This window comes from Acinetobacter sp. YH12145 (genome assembly GCF_013418335.1).
Classification (GTDB): Bacteria; Pseudomonadota; Gammaproteobacteria; order Pseudomonadales; family Moraxellaceae; genus Acinetobacter; species Acinetobacter amyesii.
In genome coordinates, this window is sequence record NZ_VPCE01000014.1 from 18,314 (window position 1) to 40,323 (window position 22,010).

Annotated in this window: 19 protein-coding genes and 3 tRNA genes; 9 read left to right on the forward strand and 13 right to left on the reverse strand. The window is 41.2% G+C overall.

From position 1 onward, the window contains the following. The first annotated feature begins 122 nt into the window (after nt 1-122). Complete coding sequence (locus FTU80_RS13530; protein ID WP_180085626.1) at nt 123-1,304, forward strand: transcriptional regulator; 1,182 nt, start codon at nt 123-125, stop codon at nt 1,302-1,304. A 21-nt stretch (nt 1,305-1,325) separates the two neighbouring features. On the opposite strand, the gene FTU80_RS13535 is transcribed toward FTU80_RS13530, so the two are convergent. Then, nucleotides 1,326-2,288, reverse strand: a complete 963-nt coding sequence (locus FTU80_RS13535; protein ID WP_180085628.1) for an alpha/beta hydrolase — start codon at nt 2,286-2,288, stop codon at nt 1,326-1,328. Nucleotides 2,289-2,534: 246 nt separating this feature from the next. After that, nucleotides 2,535-3,746: an iron-containing alcohol dehydrogenase gene (locus tag FTU80_RS13540; protein WP_180085630.1), complete on the reverse strand. Its 1,212-nt coding sequence runs from the start codon at nt 3,744-3,746 to the stop codon at nt 2,535-2,537. Between the two features lie 399 nt (nt 3,747-4,145). On the opposite strand from FTU80_RS13540, the gene FTU80_RS13545 reads away from it, so the two are divergent. Then, nucleotides 4,146-5,846 carry an NAD-dependent malic enzyme gene (locus FTU80_RS13545; RefSeq protein ID WP_078194067.1) on the forward strand — a complete coding sequence of 567 codons (1,701 nt, stop codon included), beginning with the start codon at nt 4,146-4,148 and terminating at the stop codon, nt 5,844-5,846. A gap of 144 nt (nt 5,847-5,990) precedes the next feature. Here the strand turns inward: FTU80_RS13545 and FTU80_RS13550 are convergent, their stop codons facing one another. From FTU80_RS13550 to FTU80_RS13590, 9 genes are all read right to left on the reverse strand, one after another. Further along, complete coding sequence (locus tag FTU80_RS13550; protein ID WP_078191524.1) at nt 5,991-6,650, reverse strand: methionine ABC transporter permease; 660 nt, start codon at nt 6,648-6,650, stop codon at nt 5,991-5,993. Beyond that, complete coding sequence (locus FTU80_RS13555; RefSeq protein ID WP_180085632.1) at nt 6,631-7,701, reverse strand: methionine ABC transporter ATP-binding protein; 1,071 nt, start codon at nt 7,699-7,701, stop codon at nt 6,631-6,633. Before FTU80_RS13555 ends, FTU80_RS13550 begins: the two co-directional genes overlap by 20 nt. A gap of 10 nt (nt 7,702-7,711) precedes the next feature. Further along, entirely contained in the window at nt 7,712-8,542 is an 831-nt protein-coding gene (locus FTU80_RS13560; RefSeq protein WP_078191522.1) for a MetQ/NlpA family ABC transporter substrate-binding protein, read from the reverse strand. A 64-nt stretch (nt 8,543-8,606) separates the two neighbouring features. Further along, nucleotides 8,607-10,043 (reverse strand): LLM class flavin-dependent oxidoreductase, encoded by a 1,437-nt coding sequence (locus FTU80_RS13565; protein ID WP_180085634.1) that lies wholly within the window; start codon nt 10,041-10,043, stop codon nt 8,607-8,609. After that, on the reverse strand, nt 10,043-11,266 hold the full coding sequence (locus FTU80_RS13570) for an SfnB family sulfur acquisition oxidoreductase (protein ID WP_180085636.1): 1,224 nt from the start codon (nt 11,264-11,266) through the stop codon (nt 10,043-10,045). Before FTU80_RS13570 ends, FTU80_RS13565 begins: the two co-directional genes overlap by 1 nt. Before the next feature lie 11 nt (nt 11,267-11,277). Next, a complete protein-coding gene (locus tag FTU80_RS13575) occupies nt 11,278-12,504 on the reverse strand; it encodes an SfnB family sulfur acquisition oxidoreductase (RefSeq protein ID WP_218949056.1) in 1,227 nt (408 codons plus the stop codon). A gap of 398 nt (nt 12,505-12,902) precedes the next feature. Then, nucleotides 12,903-12,978 (reverse strand) — tRNA-Gly (locus FTU80_RS13580). A 46-nt stretch (nt 12,979-13,024) separates the two neighbouring features. After that, nucleotides 13,025-13,100 (reverse strand) — tRNA-Gly (locus tag FTU80_RS13585). 46 nt (nt 13,101-13,146) lie between these two features. After that, nucleotides 13,147-13,219: transfer RNA gene (locus tag FTU80_RS13590), tRNA-Gly, on the reverse strand. 241 nt (nt 13,220-13,460) lie between these two features. On the opposite strand from FTU80_RS13590, the gene FTU80_RS13595 reads away from it, so the two are divergent. From FTU80_RS13595 to FTU80_RS13615, 5 genes are all read left to right on the forward strand, one after another. Further along, on the forward strand, nt 13,461-13,772 hold the full coding sequence (locus FTU80_RS13595) for a BolA family transcriptional regulator (RefSeq protein ID WP_180085640.1): 312 nt from the start codon (nt 13,461-13,463) through the stop codon (nt 13,770-13,772). Between the two features lie 8 nt (nt 13,773-13,780). Continuing rightward, entirely contained in the window at nt 13,781-14,173 is a 393-nt protein-coding gene (locus FTU80_RS13600; protein ID WP_180085642.1) for a SirB2 family protein, read from the forward strand. 63 nt (nt 14,174-14,236) lie between these two features. Next, nucleotides 14,237-15,073, forward strand: a complete 837-nt coding sequence (locus FTU80_RS13605) for a ParA family protein (RefSeq protein WP_180085644.1) — start codon at nt 14,237-14,239, stop codon at nt 15,071-15,073. A gap of 13 nt (nt 15,074-15,086) precedes the next feature. After that, nucleotides 15,087-15,491 carry a hypothetical protein gene (locus tag FTU80_RS13610; RefSeq protein WP_078191516.1) on the forward strand — a complete coding sequence of 135 codons (405 nt, stop codon included), beginning with the start codon at nt 15,087-15,089 and terminating at the stop codon, nt 15,489-15,491. Between the two features lie 307 nt (nt 15,492-15,798). Beyond that, the gene (locus FTU80_RS13615) at nt 15,799-16,392 is read left to right on the forward strand and encodes a LysE family translocator (protein WP_180035118.1); all 594 of its coding nucleotides are present in this window, start codon (nt 15,799-15,801) and stop codon (nt 16,390-16,392) included. A 19-nt stretch (nt 16,393-16,411) separates the two neighbouring features. Here FTU80_RS13615 and FTU80_RS13620 read toward each other — a convergent pair whose 3' ends face one another. Next, nucleotides 16,412-17,038 (reverse strand): DedA family protein, encoded by a 627-nt coding sequence (locus FTU80_RS13620; protein WP_078191514.1) that lies wholly within the window; start codon nt 17,036-17,038, stop codon nt 16,412-16,414. Nucleotides 17,039-17,232: 194 nt separating this feature from the next. Between FTU80_RS13620 and FTU80_RS13625 the strand changes: the two genes are divergently transcribed. Together FTU80_RS13625 and guaA are read left to right on the forward strand one after the other, a co-directional pair. Further along, nucleotides 17,233-17,655: a DoxX family protein gene (locus tag FTU80_RS13625; protein WP_180085646.1), complete on the forward strand. Its 423-nt coding sequence runs from the start codon at nt 17,233-17,235 to the stop codon at nt 17,653-17,655. Between the two features lie 212 nt (nt 17,656-17,867). Next, a complete protein-coding gene (guaA, locus tag FTU80_RS13630; RefSeq protein ID WP_180085648.1) occupies nt 17,868-19,436 on the forward strand; it encodes a glutamine-hydrolyzing GMP synthase in 1,569 nt (522 codons plus the stop codon). A 50-nt stretch (nt 19,437-19,486) separates the two neighbouring features. Here guaA and FTU80_RS13635 read toward each other — a convergent pair whose 3' ends face one another. Then, nucleotides 19,487-21,922 (reverse strand): AAA family ATPase, encoded by a 2,436-nt coding sequence (locus FTU80_RS13635; protein ID WP_180085650.1) that lies wholly within the window; start codon nt 21,920-21,922, stop codon nt 19,487-19,489. Nucleotides 21,923-22,010 lie beyond the last annotated feature (88 nt).

Here is a 22,010-nt window from a genome sequence, read left to right on the forward strand (position 1 = left end):
GCATAGCCTGTATAAGGTTGGAAAAAGGTTGGAGACAAGAAGGTTTACAATATTTTTTTCAGCCCTTAAAACAAAAGCCGTTAAAACGGATTTTCAGTCATGAATTGTTGTGAGAATAATGAATGATGATGCAGCAGGATTTATTAGAAAAACGACAGAATATTGAACGGTTAAGGCAGCGAACTAGTCTGTCTAAGCAGCAAAATTCGCAGCTCAATGAAAGTATTGCGAGTTCTTGGCAACGCTCTGCACAGGCGGAAATTCCGGAAAACCGGAGTGCTGCGCCTTTGGTAAATTTAAGCCCTCAAAGTCAACAACAGTCGGCATTGCATCATGCGTTGCAACATTGTGCTGAAGATTTAAAACACATTGCCGAACAGTCGTCGATGGTACTTGCCGTGGGCGATGTAGGTAGCACGATTATTTGGAGTGCGTCGAGTCGGCAAATGCAAAGTGCTGCGGAAAGTGTGCATTTTATTGCAGGTGGGCAATGGCGCGAAGAATTGGTCGGCACCAATGCATTAGCGTTGTCTTTAAAAACCCAACAGTCGAGTTGTGTGTTTTCAAATGAACATTACATGCCATCAGTACATGAATGGGTCTGCTATGCAGCACCGATTATCGATCCACATACGCAGCAAATTTTGGGCGTGGTTGATTTATCCACCGTGTGGAAAAACCACAATAGTTTAGGGCTACTTGCGGCTGAACGCTGCGCTTCGATTATTCAATCGGCTTTACTCGATTTTCAAAAACAGCATTTGTATATTCGGGCCTTTGCTGTGCCGCAAGTGTTATTTAATGGCAAAGTGATGGTGCTGACCCCGCGGCAAATAGAAATTTTGACCATCTTGGCGCTATGTCCGCAAGGCATGACCTTAGATACTTTGCATCAAGCCTTATATGGTGAACGTAAGGTGAGTGTTGGGACTTTAAAAGCGGAAATGTCGCAGCTACGCGATATTTTGGGTGGCATGTTAGGCTCAAGACCCTATCGCTTATTGGCACAAGTCGAAGCCGATTTTTTGCAAGCCGAGCAAGCTTTAGATGCAGGTTATCTCGATTCGGCCTTAAAACTGTGTTCAGGGGTTTTCTTGGCTAAAACCGAAAGTCCTTTTTTAGGGGCATGGCGTGATTGTCTTGAGTCACGATTAAGCCAAGCGATTTTTAATGCCAAGGAAACAGATGTTCTGCTCAAGCATGTCGCGCGTTTTCCTGAAGCCATTGATGCGGTTGAACGCCTGATTGAGCTGATGCCGAGATCGCATCCCGTACATCAGACCTTGTTGAAATTAAAACAGTAAGTTGCAATGTAATTCAGGCTATTAAAGACCTTTATTGGCCAGCCATTCAAAGAGCTGGGTATAGACTTGTTCTCGCGCGGTTTTTTCCGAAAGTACTAAATCATGCAAGCCATTGTGAATGCTTTGAATGGTGACATCGCCTTGAATTTTCTTGGCATATTTTTGGATATCTTTTACACCCAAAATCACATCGCTGGTCTGCGCTGCTTTACCCCATTTTTTGGGATTTTTAGTTTGATGTGAATGCATCACTAATACCGGTACATCTAGGCTGACACCTCGGTGGATCTCCTTTTGAGCCTCATAAATTGTCCGTACAAAACTTAAATACACCATTGGATAGCGGGTCTTTTTCCAGTCTAAATTGAAGTCCCATTCACCCTTGAGTTCACGGTGTAAGCTGGCGGTGTACCATTTATTTAGTTCACTTGGGAATTTTAGATTTGGAAAAGTCTTTGCCAATTTACTCAGCTGTGGAATACCCAGTGCGCGTTTCACTGGATTCATGTTGAAATCATAAAATGGGCTGTTAACCCAAAGGGCTTGAATTAAAGGATGATTTGGATGATGGGCTGCATACAAAGTGGTGGTTAAGCCACCGGTAGAATGACCACAGAGCAGCAAGGCATCATGACCTTCATCAGCAATGATCTTTAGGGCTTGATCTATTTCGGCATCGTATTCAGACAGTGCATGCACATTATAGTATTTTTGATGCGGGCGGATTGAGCGACCATATTTTCTTAAATCTAAGGCATAAAAGTCGAAACCGTGCTGATTGAAGCGTTCCGCCATTTCGGTTTGGAAAAAATAATCGATAAAACCATGGATATAGAGCACCGCTTTGGAGGTAGGAGCCGTGGCTTTTTTGCGAACCAGTGTGGCAACCACTGGACCTTCATAATCATCCGGGAAGGTCAGCGTGGCTTGTTCATAGCCTGCGCCCAAAATGTCAGGCTGATACTGAATATGTGAATGGCTCATTATTATACTCATCAATATTATTGGACATTATGCTTTATCCTTGATGAGCCATAAGCTTTTGTCAAATGAATAATCGATGCTGTTATGCGGACTAAAAAAGAGTGACCTCAGTATGAAAGCGACCAATCTATAGTCGCTTTCCTGAAATAAAAGGTGAAATGGATTCAGTTGAGCCTACATCACCAGACTCAAAGGATAATGTAGGCACTTAGGTCACTTAAACATGAAGACCTTTAAGGGCTTAACTTAAACGGCCGCTTTGAAGTCGACCACAGAGGTATTGGCTTTAAGCGCTGCCTTGAAAATATCAACCACTTGAGCATGAGTCGCTTTACGTGGGTTGGTGAGCATACAGGCATCTTTTTGTGCATTTTCAGACATGATGCTGAGGTCTTGTTCTTTCACACCGAGTTCAGAAAGGCTCGATGGAATGCCAATCGAAGCAGAGAGTTCACGGATTGCTGCAATCGCTGCATAAGCCGCTTCAGTCACCGTTAAACCATCGGTTGGCACACCCATGAGCTGTGCGATACGTGCATAGCGGTCAGGGCAGGCGATCAGGTTAAATTCGCAAACGTGTGGTAGCAGCACGGCATTACATACGCCATGTGGCAAGTTGTAGAAGCCACCCAGTTGGTGTGCCATTGCGTGAACATAACCTAAAGATGCATTGTTAAATGCCATCCCTGCTAAGTACTGTGCATAGCTCATCGCATCACGTGCTTCTAGGTTTTCGCCATTGGCTACGGCAGGGCTAAGCCATTCACTGATCATTGAAATGGCTTTTTCTGCACAAGCATCGGTAATAGGATTGGCTGCTGTAGAAACATAAGCTTCGACCGCATGCGTTAACGCATCCATACCGGTTGCTGCAGTGAGCGCCGCAGGTTTCGCAATCATCAGCTTCGGGTCATCAATGGCGATAAGAGGGGTACAACGCCAATCGACAATCGCCATTTTAACGTGGGTGTCGGTATTGGTAATAATACAGAAACGGGTCATTTCTGATGCCGTACCTGCGGTGGTATTAATCGCAATGAGTGGAGTCATTGGGACTGTACTTTTATCGATGCCTTCATAGTCACGAATATGGCCACCGCCCGCAGTCACTAAGCCAATGCCTTTGGCACAGTCATGAGAAGAGCCGCCACCGAGAGAGACAATAAAGTCACAGCCATTGTCATTGTAGGCATCTACACCGCTATGCACGTTGATGTCAGTTGGGTTGGGTTCTGCGCCCGGGAAGATATGACTTTCCACGCCAGCTTCAGTTAAATATGAGGCAATCGTATCTGCCACACCAAATTTGTAAAGACCGGCATCGGTCACGATAAGCGCTTTCTTTGCGCCAAGATTTTGCGCCTTTGCACCAATTTCTTTAGCACAGCCGGGGCCAAAAAGTGAAACACAAGGGATGTAAAAACCGTTTGTTTGATCTGCAATATTTTTAAAAGCCATGGTGCGATTCCTTCTACCATTCATTGTCATTTGTTATGGGTGATACTCACCTAAACTAAGTATTGCGAGGGATGTTTTAAATTCACACCTACCAAAGACCTACCAAAATTAAGGCTTTGTTTTGAATTTATTTAATTGATTGAAATTTAATCATTAATTATTTTTGTTATTTTCTAAGATTCGCTAAAAGTCGTATACATTTAAGCCAAAATAGGCGTTGCGATGATTGGATGTATGATGAGTTATCAGATTATAAAATCTAACTAAAACTACTATCAATTTACTAAATGCCCCAAAGCGCTCGAATCAGGATAGGCTATAACAAATAACGAGATAGTCACTTTTGTGCATTTCGCTTTTTGCAGTGCGAAACAAAAGATTAATTAAACGAGTTAAATAATGCCTAGTGAAAATTTGAAAACGAAACGTCCTTTATATATTCCTTATGCCGGAAATACACTTTTAGAACTCCCACTTTTAAATAAAGGCTCTGCGTTTAATGAAGATGAACGTAAGAGCTTTAATTTGCACGGTTTAATTCCACACGTCACAGAAAGCATTGAAGAGCAAAGTCAGCGTTCTTATCAGCAATATTGTGCATTTAATAGTGATATCAATAAGCATATTTACCTGCGTAATATTCAAGACACCAACGAGACGCTGTTCTATCACTTAATTGAAAACCACCTCAGTGAGATGATGCCGATCATCTATACACCAACAGTGGGTGAAGCTTGTCAGCGCTTCTCTGACATTTACCGTCGTCATCGTGGGATTTTTATTTCATATCCTGACCGTGATCATATTGACCAAATTATTCATAACGTGAATAAAAAGAACGTGAAAGTGATCGTTATTACGGATGGTGAACGTATTCTTGGACTTGGTGACCAAGGCATTGGCGGGATGGGGATTCCGATTGGTAAGTTGTCACTGTACACCGCATGTGGTGGGATCAGTCCAGCTTATACATTGCCGATTACTTTAGATGTCGGAACCAATAACCAACAGCTGTTGAATGACCCGATTTATATGGGATGGAGTCAGCCTCGTATCAGCGGTGAAGAATATTATCAATTTGTCGATGACGTGATTAAAGCCATTCAACAACGTTGGCCAAAAGCGCTGATTCAATTTGAAGACTTTGCACAAAAAAATGCGATGCCTTTATTGGAAAAATATCGCGATAAAATTTGCTGCTTCAATGACGATATTCAAGGAACAGCAGCGGTGTCTGTCGGAAGTTTAATTGCGGCATCACGTGCAGCAGGCAAGCAGCTCAAAGATCAAATCGTCACATTCTTAGGTGCAGGTTCAGCAGGTTGCGGGATTGCAGAGCAGATCATCAAGCAAATGGTGGCGGAAGGTTTAACCGATGCTCAAGCGCGTGCGCGGGTGTTTATGGTCGATCGCTTTGGTTTAATTACTGAAAATCAGCCGAATCTTTTAGATTTCCAACGCAAACTTGCGCAAGCACCGGATAACGTTGCTCATTGGGCAAATGCAGATTCAGTCATTTCGCTATTGGATGTAGTTACACATGCTAAACCGACTGTATTGATTGGCGTTTCGGGACAACCGGGACTGTTTAGCCAAGAGGTCATTGAAACGATGGCTGCGAATTGTGAACAGCCTATTGTGTTACCACTGTCTAATCCAACATCACGTGTCGAAGCGGTGCCTGCAGATATTATCGAGTGGACCAAAGGTAAGGCCCTGATTGCGACTGGCAGTCCATTTGCACCAGTGAATTATCATGGCAAGATTCATCAGATTTCACAGTGTAATAACTCCTATATTTTCCCGGGGATTGGTCTCGGTGTGATTGCATCTGGGGCGAAACGTGTGACGGAAAATATGCTGATGGCATCTAGTACGGCGTTGGCAGACTGTTCACCAAAATTGGCAGATCCAAATGCCGATTTATTGCCAAGTTTGGATTATTTACAGGATATTTCGAAGAAAATCGCATTGAAAGTGGCATTAGCTGCGATTGCTGATGGTGTTGCGCCAAATGTCAGCATTGAAGTACTAGAACAGGCCATTGAAGAGAATTTCTGGAAACCTGAATATCGTGATTATGTCCGTGTGACTTATTAATTTGGTCTAAAGATGCTGATTGAACAGAATCGATTTTGCATCTAATCGAAAAATACCCTAATCCAGATTAGGGTATTTTTTTATGTATAGAGGCATATTTTTTTAAGAAATACGAAAAATTATCGAGCGGGGTGTTTTAAATCTTTAAATTTTGCGTTTATCCAATTGGTTGGAAATGTGATCTCCACAGGCTTGAACCAGCATCACGATCGCGACCAAGACCACTATCACTGCCAGCATGATTTGCATATCAAAGCGTTGATAACCGTAACGGTAAGCAATATCCCCCAAACCACCTGCACCGATAGCCCCTGCAATGGCAGAAGAATTAATCATGGTCACCAAGGTCACAGTAAAGCCCGCGACGATGCCAGGAAGCGCTTCAGGGAGCAGCACATGCCAAATGATTTGTTTGCGATTACAGCCGATGGCTTGAGCGGCCTCAATCAGACCTTGATCGACTTCACGTAAACTCACTTCTGCAATGCGTGCAAAAAAAGGCGTGGCCGCAAGGGTTAAAGGCACGACGGCAGCCCAAACGCCATAACTGGTGCCCACAATAAAGCGCGTGAGCGGAATGAGCGCCACCATTAAAATAAGAAAAGGCACCGAACGGGTAATATTGACCAACCAACCTAGGGTGTGGTTTAGGCTTTTTGAAGGATAAATCCCGTGTTCAGCACTACACACCAATACGACTGCTAAAGGCAGGCCGATCAGAAAGGCCACAAAAGCTGAAACGCCGACCATCAGTAAAGTATCAATAGTTCCACTAATCAGTAAATCAATGAGTTGATCGTGCATAGCCAAGTACCTCAATCTGTGCGATATGGTGTTTAAGTTGTTCAGATAAGGCGTTGATCTCTAAATGGCTGTGGTCCACAGCAACAATCCACGAGCCAATTAAATGCCCTTGAATACTATCGATATGACTTTGATACAGATGTACTGGCGCCTGAAATTGATCAAAAATAAACTTTAAGTCAGGCGACTGTTGTAGTGTCGATTCATATCGTAATTTTAAAATGATTTGATCATTTGAATCTGACGGTTGTGGCTGAATGTCGCTTGGTAAATCAAGTTGTTCAAGGTTGAGTAACTCTTGTGTGATCTGCTGTTGAGGCGTAGAAAACACTTTCCAAACCTGTCCTGCTTCTACAATTTCGCCTTGATCGATCACTACAACCTGATCGCAAATCTCGCGAATGACCTGCATTTCATGGGTAATCAACACAATGGTAATACCGAGCTTTTGATTAATTTCTTTAAGCAAAGACAGCACAACAGAGGTACTTTCTGGATCGAGTGCAGAAGTCGCTTCATCACAGAGTAAAATTTCTGGATGATGAACTAACGCTCGTGCAATCCCGACACGTTGTTTTTGCCCACCGGAAAGCTGAGAAGGGTAGTGTTCTGCTTTATTTTCAAGACCTACCAACTTCAGCACTTCATTCACTCGCTGAGCGATATCGGCTTGACTGAAATTGGCGATTTTAAGTGGCAGCGCGATATTGTCATACACGGTTTTGGCAGACATCAAATTAAAATGCTGAAAAATCATCCCAATACGCTGACGCAGAGCAATCAACTCTGTGTGATTTAGGCGAGATAATTCCTGTTGATGGATGTGAATACTGCCATCACTGATTTGTTCTAAGCCATTCAGCGTTCGAATCAGCGAAGATTTACCCGCGCCGCTTTTCCCAATAATGCCGAATATTTTGCCTTGTGGAATATTCAGATTGATATCTTTTAAGGCATGCACCTGCTGTCCTTGCACATCATAAAATTTATTTAAATTTTTGATTTGGATATGCGGGACGGCAAATTCAACCGATGAACCGAAACTCACCATGAGCGACTCCTTATTTCCAACCAGGGAACCACAGTTTTGCACCAAAATCTGCGTCCAATGCCTGTTTAACTTTAGGTGAGTTTTGATAAATATCGACAAATTTACGCAGTTTATCGTCACGATCGACATAGTCATCACGTACGGCAAATAAGATGGCAAAACGCTTGTCAGTATTGGAGTCAAACAGTAAGGCATTTTCAGGATCGGCAGTTTTTGCTAGACGTAAATAATGTGGATAGCCAAAAGCCAGATCGACATCATCAATCGCACGTGCCGTTTGAGGGCCTTCCACCTCAATAAATTGAAGCTGTTTAGGATTCGCTGCAATGTCATTTAAAGTCGATAAAAAGTTATCTGGCTGTTTCAGTTCAATGAGCTTGGCTTGCTGTAACAGTTGTAAGGCACGGCCCTGATTGACCGGATCATTCGGAATCACCACTTTGGCTTTATGGGGTAAATCAGCAAAGTTTTTATACTTTTTTGAATACAGTCCGACATGGGTTGCAGCACCGACATCAAAGGCTTTGATTTTAAAATCCGTTTCTTTTTTTGCATTGTCTAAAAACGGCTGATGTTGAAAAAAGTTTGCATCAATATCACCATGATTTAAGGTGATATTCGGGGTATTCCAGTCCGAAAATTCCACCAATTTCACGTTCAGTCCTTGCTGCTTGGCTTCATCTGCAGCGACTTGTAAGGGTTTAGCAAAAGATGGGCTAATCCCAATCACCAATTCACTTTGATGACTTTTCTTTTGTTGATTCCAAATAACTAAGCCAATCACCAAGATGGCTACGATCACACCAATCAGTGTGAATTTAGATTTTGCTGTTTGTGCCATGGCACACCTCTATATTTCGAAATAATTAAATTTTTTGTCTAAAATATTGTTTTTTAATTGCAGCTTATGCTGTCTCAACGTTTTTAAGTGCTGCCTGAGATGATGTGTCGGAAGTGCGACATCGGTAGCGATGAGCGGGATGTGTCATTGCTAAATGGTCACCTTGTTGAAACAGTTTTTGCCTTAAACTGCCAGTGTCATACGCAGTTTTATAGCGACCACGTTGCTGTAATTCAGGAATGACCAAACGGATAAAATCTTGATGTGACTCAGGTGCAACGGTGCGAGTCAGATTAAATCCATCGATGCCAGTTTCATCCAAATAATCAATCAACTGTTCTGCAACGTTGGCGCCACTCCCAACAAAGAGCGGATAACGCCCACCTAGAACGTGCTGAGCACGCAAATCTTGGCGAGTGATTTTTTGCTCTTTAAATTTTTGATTGACCGATGCGATGCTATTGGTCTGCTGATATGGAATGGCTTCATCTTCTGCAAAGTTGGCGAGGTTCATACCAATCGAGCTGGAAAAGTGTGCTAGTCCCGCTTCAGGGTTGGCATAGCGAATGTATTCAGCCAATTTCTCTTGGGCGAGTTCATCGGTCTCTGCGGTCACCACCGTAATGCCAACAAAGAGTTTGATGGCTTGTGGGTCACGACCATGCGCTGCGGTTTGGCTGCGAATTTTTTGTACCTGATTTTTAACTTTTTCTGCGCTGTCTGCACCGATAAACATGCCTTCTGCATGTTGCGTAGCAAAAGCTAAACCACGTGGTGAAGCACCGGCCTGATACAACACAGGGGTGCGCTGTATTGAAGGGGAAACTTGAAATACCCCTTGGCTTTGATAGAACTTGCCTTGGTGTTGAATGGCATGTACTTTTTTGGGGTCGCTAAAGATGCGATGAGCTTTATCTTTTTGAACCGCATCATTTTCCCAAGAACCTTCCCAAAACTTATAGCAAAGCTGCAAAAACTCTTCAGCTTGTTCATAGCGTAGGTCATGATCTTTCAAGCCTTTTTGTCCAATCAAGCGTTCTGCACTATCTAAATATCCAGTCACGATATTCCAGCCGATTCGACCTTGGGTCAGGTGGTCTAGGCTGGCAAATCGACGTGCAAATTGATAAGGCGTTTCATAGCTCAAATTGACTGTTACACCAAAACCTAAGTTTTCAGTGACCGCAGCCATTGCAGAAATCAGGGTGCTGGGGTCATGGCTCGGCAGTTGGATCGATTCTTTAAGTGTGAGATCGATATTGCCTTCATAAACATCATAGACCCCTGTGATATCCGCTATAAATAGCCCATCAAACAGCCCTTTCTCCAAGGTTTTGGCAAGATCGGTCCAATAGCTCAGTTCATTAAAGCGGTGTGACTCATCGCGTGGATGGGTCCATAAGCCATGATTGATATGGCCGACACAGTTCATGTCGAAGGCATTCAGTAAAATTTTCTTGGCAGAATGTGATTGGGTATCTGCCGTCGTGATTGGGCTCATTACAAGGTCCCTCGACGTGGGGGCAATACGCCATTTAGGAGGTAATTGGCAATGAAGAAATATTTCCAACGCCCTGCATCATGCAAGGTGTGGACACGTGCATTACGCCAAAATCGATCTAGGCCATCTTCACGCTGACTTCCACGGCTGCCTGCAAGCTCAATCAATTTTGATGCCGCTTTCAGTGCGGTTTCAGTACTATGCGCACGCACTTTCGCTACATCTAATGAGGCTTTTGCGATGTTTTCGGCATTGGGCTGTGGGTGAGCAGCATCGATGGCACGAGCGGCTTGTTTCAGCAAGACCTCACTGGCGCGAACATCTGCGGCAATGCGACCGAGTTCGTATTTGGTTAAAGGATCTTCGCTTGCAAGATCAAGACCTGAATCAATCCATGGTCGAGCTTGGTGTACGCGGCTCAAACTTTCTTCAAAGGCTGCGCGGGCTATACCGACTTCAATCGCAGCATGCATAATTTGCGCAAATGGCCCAACCAATGTCGGCTCCGTAAATGCCCGATCAAAGGGAATGACATCTATGGCAGGAACTGCAACTTGGTGAAATTTTACAGAGCCGCTACCCGTGGTGCGCTGTCCAAACCCTGTCCAATCATCGATCAGCTCTAAACCTGTACTTTCACGTGCAATAAAGGCTAAATATTCACGACCATCTTGGTCTTTGACCAATGTGGGAATACGATGGGCAAATAAACTGCCGGTGCAATAAAACTTTTCACCATTCACCACAAAACCATTGTCATGAGGGCGAATCGACGTTTGTTTTTGCGCAGCGGTCTTGGTTTTAAACTCGGCTAAGGCATTGCCAAAACGAGCGCCAGCAAGCACTTCGGCATAAAGCTTTTGCTTTTGTTCAGTTGTGCCGGTGTTTCGTAATACTTCCAATGCATAAAAATGGTTTTGTGGAATTTGCCCAATTGAGCCATCTACACCACTCATAAGCGCAATCACTTGCGCCACGGTATAACTTGAAACTTCAGCACCGCCAAATGCCTTGGGAACCGTGATTGCCCAGAGACCCGATTGACTATAGGCCTCGATTTCATCAAACGGCAGTATGCGTTCGGCATCACGTTGCACGGCATTTTTTCTAAATTTTTCAGCTAATTGTTTTGCAATTTCAAGTGCTTCTGCATCGGACTGAATAATATGCGCAGGTGTTGTTGATGCGGCCTGTAGCGAATTTATATTTGGAAATGAGGTCATCAGAATTCTCCTTAAATCCACGCATGGCGTGCAGGTAATTTATGATTTAAGTAATAGTCGCCTAAGGTATGCAGCTTCCAGCGCACAGGATCATGTAAGGTGTGTACTCGGGCATTGCGCCAGTGTTGATCAAGGTTATGGGCACTCAAACTTGCACGGCTGCCGCCTAACTCAAGGAGTTTTTCAGAGATCTGTAAGGCTGCATCATTGGCATAGATTTTAGCTTCAGCGACACGAATCGAAGCTAGAGCGGCTTGTTGTTCACTCACCTGATCAAGCTGATCTAATTCATCGAGATAATCTGCGGCTTCATCTAAAAGTAAAATCGCAGCATCCAATAAAACGGCAGATTTACCCACTTCTTGTAGGGTGTAGGGCTCAAAACTGGCTTTCTCAACTTGTGCATCCACAATCGGACGGGCTTTTTGTACCGCAGAAAGGGTGTCTGCAAAGGCAGCTTCTGCAATCCCGACATCGATCGCGACTTGCATCAATTGTGAAAAGGCACCGCGATACGTTGGCCCTGCAGAAAGCTTACGTTCATCAAAAATTAATAGGGGGTCTACTGCCACATGGTTTAGTTTGACGGTGCCACTAGACGTTGTGCGCTGACCAAAACCATTCCAGTTATCAATCACTTCTACGCCTGTAGCGTGTCGATCAATGATGGTCAGGACAACATGACCTTCAGGGTGAACGGCTTTAATCGCCAACCAATCTGCAAAACTACTGCCGGTTGAATAGAACTTTTCACCATTAACAACATATGTTCCATTTTCAATGCGCAGCGTTGTGTTTAAGGTTTTAGTGTCTTTGGTGTTGCGCTCTGGCCCACCATTAGCTAAACGTTTTCCCTGTAAAATTTCATTAAAAATAAAGGCTTTTTGCTCATCCGTTCCCATGAGGTCAATCATATACAGCAAGGCAATTTGGTTTTGTGGAATTTGGCCCACGCTAGAATCTGCTTTATTGATAATGCGAAAAACCTGCGCCAGTGTCTTGTTGGACACGTAGGCACCGCCAAATTGCTTGGGTATACGAATGCCACCTAAACCTTTTTGACTGAATAAGTCGATTTCTGCAAAAGGCAGCAGGCGGTTCTGATCACGTTCATTTCGACCTTCCAAAGCAAAATCTGCAACATGATACGCTGCATGGATTGCTTCTAAGTCATTTTCAATAACATGAATATTTTCAGAGATTAAATGAGACATAATGACACCTTTAATAGATATCAAAACGCTACTCGTAAATGCGGGATTCTTTAAATGATGGATTATTCTTAACTTAGCAGAATGTCTTTTTAGCATTTAATCTGCATAAAAAATATGCAAATTAGATAAAATAAGTGTTTGATTTAAAACAATAGATGTAGGAAAAACAACAAGAGGATTGATGATGAAAATCTGGTGTTAGCAACTTTGTAGATATTCAACTTTAAAAATAATATATCTAAGACAGGGGCTTAGCTGTTTTTTTAATACTTTTTATTAATGGTGATCAATCAGCTTGAACTCCAATAGATGCTCAATATCATAGAGCTATGCAAAGATTAAAAAAGGGCTATAAATTGATTCAAATGTTTTTCAATCTGCAATAAAAAAGCCCCCATCTTTCGATGAGGGCTTTTTGAATTTGGAGCGGGAAAGGAGACTCGAACTCCCGACCCCAACCTTGGCAAGGTTATGCTCTACCAACTGAGCTATTCCCGCGGAGTCTATCCTGTTTTTTTACTAAAAAACTGAATCGAAAAAAATTTGGAGCGGGAAAGGAGACTCGAACTCCCGACCCCAACCTTGGCAAGGTTATGCTCTACCAACTGAGCTATTCCCGCGGAGTCTATCCAATTTTTTAAATAAAAAACCGAATGAAAAAATTTGAGCGGGAAAGGAGACTCGAACTCCCGACCCCAACCTTGGCAAGGTTATGCTCTACCAACTGAGCTATTCCCGCATAGCCACGTATAATACATTAAGGATTTTTCAGGTCAATAACTTTATGAAAATCTGTGCATCGTTTGCATAAAATAAAAACAATTTGTTTGAAAATTGGAAGATTTTTGCAGGTCGAAGGCTTCCATTTTGGTGAAATCATGCAATTCAGATGGTTTCAGCAACTTTGCGACACAAGAACTTGAACAAATACAGGCTATACTAAGACCAGTTGAACCTTTTTTGAATTTGGGAGAGCCGTTTTGAGTTTAGAACAGCAATTAATTGAGCGTCTACAGACATTAGCGCCTACACATCTTGAAGTGGTGAATGAGTCCGCAGGTCATGGTGGTTATTTCCCAGGTAAAGAGTCGCATTTTAAAGCGGTGATTGTGAGTGAGGCTTTTGCAGGCTTACGTTTGGTGCAACGTCATCAAAAAGTCTATGCCGCAGCAGGTGATTTACTTAGTCCGGGGCAAATTCATGCCTTGGCCATTCATGCTTTTTTACCTGAAGAATGGAAAGATCAAGACACCACTAGCCCTGAATGTGCGCATGCACCTAAGTCATCTTAAGGTAAACCATGGAAACGCAATTAATCATTAAAATCATTCATATGTGTGGCGTGGCTTTAGGCTGTGCTGCCATTTTCATTCGTGCTTTTACGCTGTTTAAAGGGACGCAGGGCAATTTACCGAATCCATCAGGTCGTAAGTTTTTTGTTGCATTGCAACATGGCTCAATGACATTAATTGCCGTGACGGGAATTATCTTATTGTTTATGAAGAACTTTGATGTGCAGCCATGGTTCTATGCCAAAGTTGTGTTGTTTTTGGCGCTGCTGTCTTCTTTATCTAAAGCGTATAAGAAAGATGACAGTGTATTATTGGTTCAGCGCCGTGCGGGCTTATTTATTGCAGCTGTTGCACTTATTTTCATCATTACATTGGTTATAATCAAACCAGTTTTTGGATAAATGGCTTATCCACATGGCCGATTTCAAGGCTTGAGTAGAAAAACAAAGATTAGAGGGTTTTGAATGTGTACGCGTGTGGTATTTAACCAAAAAGGTGGTGTGGGGAAATCGAGTATTACGGTCAATTTAGCTGCGATAAGCGCGCACCAAGGTTTAAAAACTTTGGTGATTGACCTCGACCCTCAAGCCAATTCAAGTCAATATTTGTTGGGGGATGATGCGACCTACTCAGCAGATAAGCCCGCACTTGAACCCAATATTGAAAATTATTTTGAAGAAGTCTTGGGGACGCAACAAAGTAAAGGTTTGTTGGGAAATGCCATTGGTTCGATTTTAAAAAATCGTACTAAAGGTCTAGAAAGCTATGTACATCAATCACCGTTTAAAAATTTAGATGTAATTCCTGCAAGCCCAAATTTGGGTGCGTTGGCACATGCCTTAGAATCTAAGCATAAAATTTACAAACTGCGTGATGCTTTGCAGCAGATGAGCGGTCAATATGATCGAGTGTTTATTGATACACCGCCGGCCTTTAACTTTTTTACTTTATCTGCGCTGATTGCGGCAGATCGCGTGCTGATCCCATTTGACTGCGATGTGTTTTCAAAACGTGCCTTACAGACCCTGATCGAAAATGTGTTAGAAACGCAGGATGATCATAATGATCATTTAGAAATTGAAGGCATTGTGGTCAATCAATTTCAGGCACAGGCGAAGTTACCGCGTGAAGTTGTACAACAACTCAAAGATGAAGGTCTTCCTGTCTTGGAGAGCATGTTACCGCCTTCGGTGCTGATGAAAGAATCTCATCATAAAAATCAACCTTTAATCCATTTGGCTGCAGATCATAAATTGACGCAAGCCTATCAATCATTGTTCAATGAAATTGAGCAAAAGTAGTATCGAGAAAAGTATGAATGCACTTAAATGTGGTCTAGTTGCTTTCACTGCTGTTGTATTGGGTGCATGTGCAAGTACGCCTAAACCAAGCTATGTTTCACCTACACAGTATCAGTCTTTGAGTTGCCAACAATTGCAAAGCGAATACAACCGAATCCACGACTATATTCAAAATGGTGTAGAAACACCGAAGCGCACAGGCGTTGGTGTCGGTGTTGGCCTCGGTGGTGGCTGGGGCAGCCGTGGAGGTTGGGGAATTGGTCCGAGTATTTCGGTCAATATGGGACAATCTTCAAATACCAAACGTACCGAACTTTCACGTGTTTTAGGTGAGCAAGAAGCGATTGTACAGGCAGCAAAATTTAAAGGTTGTCCGATTATCGTTCGCGCAAATTCGGCTACTGCAGCAAAATCATAAACGGATCATGAGCAGAGGCTTAGGCCTGTGCTATGAGAAAAGTGTAATAAAATTTGTCAGTAGGCGAGGCGTCTACTGGCATTTTTTTTGAGTCAAATAAACTGCACTATTTAGAGCCAATAAAATATTTAAATCTATGAAAAAATTAAATTAAATATTATTCGTAAATTTTAATGCCTCCTTCTGATCTTGAACATTCAGTGTGATCACTTTGACTTGTACAAGGATAAAACTGACCTAGCGCGTACTTGTTTTTTTAAATTCATTTCGGCTAAGGTGTGCGCTTTGAAACATTGTCTGGATATTTATGATTGAGAGTTGGCTTTTTGTATTTGCAATGATTGCGGTGATGATGACGCCGGGACCTAGCAATGCACTAATGGCAAGCTCTGCACATCAACAAGGCATTGCAAAGACGTGCATGCTGATTCCTGCAGAATTATTGGGCTATTTCTATGCCATTAATTTATGGGCGTTGATTATTCATTTAAGTGCTCCAGTGTGGCCGAATTTAATTCACTTGCTACATTTTCTCAGTATTGCCTATGTTTTATGGTTGGCTTTTCATTTGTGGAAATCGACGCATTTACATCAGTACAATCAAAAACATCCTTCAATTCAACCACGTGAATTATTCATTTCCTCGTTAAAAAATCCGAAAGCGTTGCTTTTTGCTGCAGGTATTTTCCCGATTGAAACTTGGGCTAGCCCATTAAATTTTATTTTGGTTTTCGCTGTATTTAGTGTGGTTTTGCTGCCGGTTGCGTTGTTTTGGATGTCATTTGGACGGACGATTTTGGCCGGTAAGACCCAAAAAATTAAGGCCGATCTTCTGTATAAAGGGTCGGCCCTGATGCTGATTTTATGTATGTTTCCCGTGGTTTTGCGCTTTTTTGCTTAAAGGCGTTCACCACATCGGTTTATTTCTTTAATTTTGCTCGAATAAAACCAATCACACCCGGTAAAACACTAATAATAATGATGCCAAAGATCAGATGGGTGAAGTTATCTTTCACGATTGGCATATTGCCAAATAAATAACCCAAAGTGATAAATGAGCCAACCCAGCAAATCGCACCAATCATGTTAAAGGTCAGGAAGTACTTGTAGTTCATGCTGCCTGCACCTGCGACAAAAGGCGCGAAGGTTCGTGCAAAAGGAATAAAGCGGGCAAAAATAATGGTTTTACCACCGTGTTTTTCAAAGAATTTTTGCGTATTCACCAAATGTTGACGGTTAATGAAGCGTGATTCAATTTCAAAGACACGTGGGCCAATATATTTACCAATATGGTAGTTCAGCGTGTCGCCCAAGACTGCCGCGATAAACAGTAAAATCACCAAAACCCATGGATCCATGGCACCTGTTGACGCAGCGAGCGCGCCTGCTGCAAACAGAAGACTGTCACCCGGTAAAAAGGGCATGACCACTAAACCGGTTTCAACAAAAATAATCAGGAACAGAATTGCATAAATCCATACGCCATAATTGGTAATGAACTCGAGTAAATGGTCATCAACATGTAGTATAAAATCAATCAGTTCCATGGGGCTTATATGCGTAAAATAGTGGTCTGATGCTATCAGTCTGGGGCAGCAAAGTCAGTATTAAAACGTAATTAATTATCAATAAAACCGTTCTATATATAGAATGATGAGTATTATAAAAGTATATTTAACGAGAATAAGAAACGACCTAATCTAAGCACATCTTTTGAACAGTATTAAAAATAGGTTTCAGTATGTTTAATCCAAATTTGATGGTGAAAAATCTGAGTCAACAGCCGCAAATCAATTCGGTAGTCAGTCTCGTTGCACGTATTTTGATGGCTTATATTTTTATTGTGGCAGGTTGGGGCAAAATTACCGCTTACACTGCAACCGCAGGTTATATGGAGTCAATGGGTGTACCGGCAGGGCTACTTCCGATCACCATTTTAGTTGAGTTGGGTGGTGGCTTAGCTTTATTGTTTGGTTTTCAAGCGCGTTTTGCAGCGCTAGGTCTAACCGTATTTAGTTTAATCACTGCATTTTTATTCCATGGCGGTGCAGAAGATGGTATTAACTTTATGAAAAATTTGGCGATGGCTGGCGGCTTATTATTTCTCATGTTACATGGTGCAGGTAAATTCAGTTTTGATCATTGGATTGAAAAATCAAAATAAAGTTGTCATGAGTCCGAGCATCCATCGAAGCGGCGTTCTGCCGCTTTTTTCATGTCTACCGCTGATTGAAAGCGGATGGGTAAAGTCCTGAAATGTGTTGTAAAAAACACCGTTTGGCTTGGGATTTTTGCCCCTGTCCGAATAGTGTGCGAAAGTCCAAGAAAAATGTTAGAATACGGCGCTTATATTCGTTGCCTGCATAGTTGTTTGCCATGACTACCAATACCCAAATTACTGAAGACCGTATCCTGATTTTGGATTTCGGTTCTCAATATAGTCAGCTTATTGCACGTCGTGTACGTGAAGCTGGTGTTTATTCAGAAATGTACGCATTTGATATGTCTGAAGAAGACATTCGTGCATTTAACCCAAACGGGATCATTCTTTCAGGTGGTCCAGAAAGTGTTCATGAAGAAGGTAGTCCGCGCGCACCACAAGTTGTATTTGAACTTGGTGTACCTGTTTTAGGTATTTGCTATGGTCTACAAACCATGTCAGAACAGCTTGGCGGTAAAGTTGAGCCAGGTACTGTGCATGAATTTGGTTATGCAGAAGTTGATATTAAAGTCCGTGATGCTTTAATTGGTGATCTTGAAGATACCAAAGACCAATTAAAAGTATGGATGAGTCATGGCGATAAAGTGACTCAAATTCCTGAAGGTTTCCAAGTCACTGCAAGCACACCAAGCTGCCCAGTGGCGATGGTTTCTGATGAAAAACGTCGTTTCTACGGTATCCAATTCCACCCAGAAGTAACTCATACTGCGAAAGGTGCTGAGTTATTGTCTAACTTCGTACATGGCGTATGTGGTTGCCGTAACTTGTGGAACTCAGAAAACATCATCGATCTTCGCGTAGAACAACTTCGTGAGCAAATTGGTGATCAAAAAGTTCTATTGGGTCTTTCAGGCGGCGTCGATTCATCGGTTGTAGCTGCACTTTTACACCGTGCGATTGGCGACCAATTGACTTGCGTATTTGTGGATAACGGTTTACTTCGTTTGAACGAAGGCGAACAAGTGATGGACATGTTTGCGAAAAACATGGGTATCCGCGTGATTCGTGCCGACGCTGAAAATCGCTTCTTAACAGCGCTTGCTGGTGAAGTTGATCCAGAGAAAAAACGTAAAATCATCGGTCGTGAATTCATTGAAGTGTTTGCTGAAGAAGCACGTAAGCTTGACGGTGTGAACTTCCTTGCTCAAGGTACCATTTACCCAGACGTAATTGAATCTGCGGCAAGCAAACAAGGTAAAGCACATGTGATTAAATCACATCACAACGTGGGTGGTTTACCAGAAGATTTAGCATTCGAATTGGTTGAGCCAATCCGTGATTTGTTCAAAGACGAAGTACGCCGTTTAGGTACAACTCTTGGTCTTCCATTTGAAATGCTTTACCGTCATCCATTCCCAGGCCCGGGTCTAGGTGTACGTATTCTTGGTGAAGTGAAAAAAGAATATGCTGACATCCTTCGTCTAGCAGATGACATCTTCATGCAAGAACTTCGCGCAAGCGGCTGGTATGACAAAACTGCACAAGCATTTGCCGTATTCCAACCTGTGAAATCTGTGGGTGTCGTAGGTGATGGCCGTCGTTATGCATGGGTAATCGCGCTTCGTGCTGTAGAAACTGTGGACTTTATGACTGCACGTTTTGCACACCTTCCTTATGATCTTGTAGACAAGATTTCTACACGTATCATGAACGAAATTGCAGAAGTTTCTCGTGTTGTTTATGACGTATCGTCTAAACCACCTGCTACGATTGAATGGGAGTAATTTTCTAGCGAAAATTACTTTTTTAAAAAGGACGCTTAGGCGTCCTTTTTTTATGAGGTTAGTTTTATGTAAAGTGGATCTAGAGTGGTTGATTCGATTCCAATGCTTTTTAAGAAACCTTCATATTGTCTTGGATTTAACGTAATAATTCTTTTTAAAATAGCAAAAGAAGCTTTATTCATCTCAGGTTGTTCTAAGGGGGTAAAGGATCTTTCGAATATTCCTGCTAAGTGCGAATATTCATTGTTAATTCTATCTGTAAAGGTAAATACTAAATGTTCGCCCCAAAGAGATTTGAGCTTTTCCGTATCGGTGTTAGAGAATCCATCTGGATAGTGAAAGTTAGAATATAGCTCCAAAAATTTTCTAGCATTATTGGGAAAGTTATAAAAAACATTATAGTTCTGATCATTAATGTTTTCTTCGCTTGCGCACAGATGTAGTTGATGAAATAGAAAGTTAAGTTCTGAAAAATAGTTTTTCATATAATTTGGCATTTGAACTATAGTAGAGGTATCAAAGTTTCTTTTAATAATAAAAAATTGTATGTTACCCCATTTTTTCCCATTAAGCCGTTTTAGGTATTTTAAAAATTCTAAATTATGAGTTGATATAAACAGTTGCCCAAATTTTTGATCAACGACAATTTTTTCTTCAATTAGAGAAAAGATAAAGAAAATATGATTGCTATCTAAACTACTTATAGGATCATCAATCCAAATAATTGGTTTCTTGCTTTGATCTAAATCATCTTGGACTTTTGCTAAGAAATAGCAAAAGGAAATTAGGCTTTGCTCACCTTCGCTCAAATTGTGAGCTTTAGTTTTAACTCCATTTTTAATCCGTTGTATTTCAAACTTTATAGATTGCCCATTTGTGCTGGCAGTTTCAATAGGCTCAAGACTCAAATGTTGATGACCAAAATCATGCTGTAGAATTTCATTAATACGTTTACAAGCTTCGCCTTCAGATTTTAACTTATCTTCTTCCGTATTAATTGCAGCAGTCATAGTATCTTTTTGAGCTTTAAGAGCTGCTAATTCAGTTTCTAATGGTCCAATCGCTTGGAAAGCTAGGTTTATATCTAAGTTTTGTTTGTTGAAATTAATATCATGTAAGAAATGAAAAACGTGGTTTAAACGTAAAGCATTTTTAGCTTCATTTTGTTTAGTTTTCAAGTCACTACTCAATTGGTTGCATTCATCTCTAATATTAGAAATTTGATTAAGAATAGTTGTGATTTCTATAGAATAATCTTGAGGGTTTATTGATTCTAATTCTATAAAAGGGTTCTCGTGTTTCTGCTCGAGTGCTGCTTTTAGTTGTTTAAGCGATGTTTTTTGCATACTACATGCAGATTGTAGACTCGAGTTTAATTCAGATAGTTTGGAGTGATATTGTTGATAATAGAGATTAAGATCTAAAGTGAATTTTAATATATCACTATCTAAATCATTATCTAAAAGTTGAATACCTTTTGAGATTCTGCTTTGAAGCAGTTGAAATTCTTGATTGAAATGTTGTTTAAGAGTTTGTCCTCTTTCTTCTGAAATTTCATTACTACAAAATGCACAAGTTTCCCGATTTTGGTGGAGTTGATGTCCTGTTTGTACCCATGAGTTTAGTGTAGGATTATTCGTTAATTCTTCAATTTTGCCACTTAGATTAACAACGGTCTTTAAAGTTTCATTTGTTGCTTGGGCAAGTGATGAGAAGTTTAAAGTGTATTTAGGGATTTCAGGTGGAGTAGTTAATTCATTTTGTTTTATTAAGGCTAATTTTTCTGTTTCTTGATCGGCAGTTAACGATTGGAAGCTAGTTTTTTGAACTTCAACGATATCATTTCTAAGTTTGGTTATAGAGTAATTAATATCACCAAAAGTAGAATGTTGGGTCTTGATCGAATCAGAGCTGCGAGTCGCTTTGTCCGTGAGTAACTTCTCTAAATAGATTTTCTTAGTACCGTGATCTTCACTAGCATCTTTTACCTCCTTCTCTTTATGTTGGATAGAAAGGTAGACACCAGATTTAGCATTTTCTTCATTTGAACCTAACTCATCTTTTAATTCTTGAATCCGATCTAGAATTTGCTGATTGTCACCACCTAAAGTTACAGAGAATGATTCAATGTTGTCATCTTCATTATGAATAAACTTTAAATGTGCTTTTACGAAATCGGAGTTATAGACATGAATAGGGTGGCTAAAATCTTGAAGGTTATTTTGAGTAATTTCAGTATTATCAGAAAGCTTAATTTTGAAATCAGGATTATCATATTTAGGCGGAAGTTGTTTCTTCTCAAGACTTCGAATTATTTTTGAAAGACTTGTTTTTCCAGAATAATTACGCCCATAAAGGATATTGATATCCTTAAAATCATATACTTCACTTTGATCCTTATTATTCTGATAAGTAAGACTTGTTGCCCAATCAAAATTTTTAAAAATAGAAAAATTATCAATTTTGGATATACGCTTAATTTTCATTTATTTCCCCGATAATCATAAAATTCAAATATTTATTGTTGTTAAAATATACTTATTGATTGTTAACTGTTCAATAAAAAAGGACGCC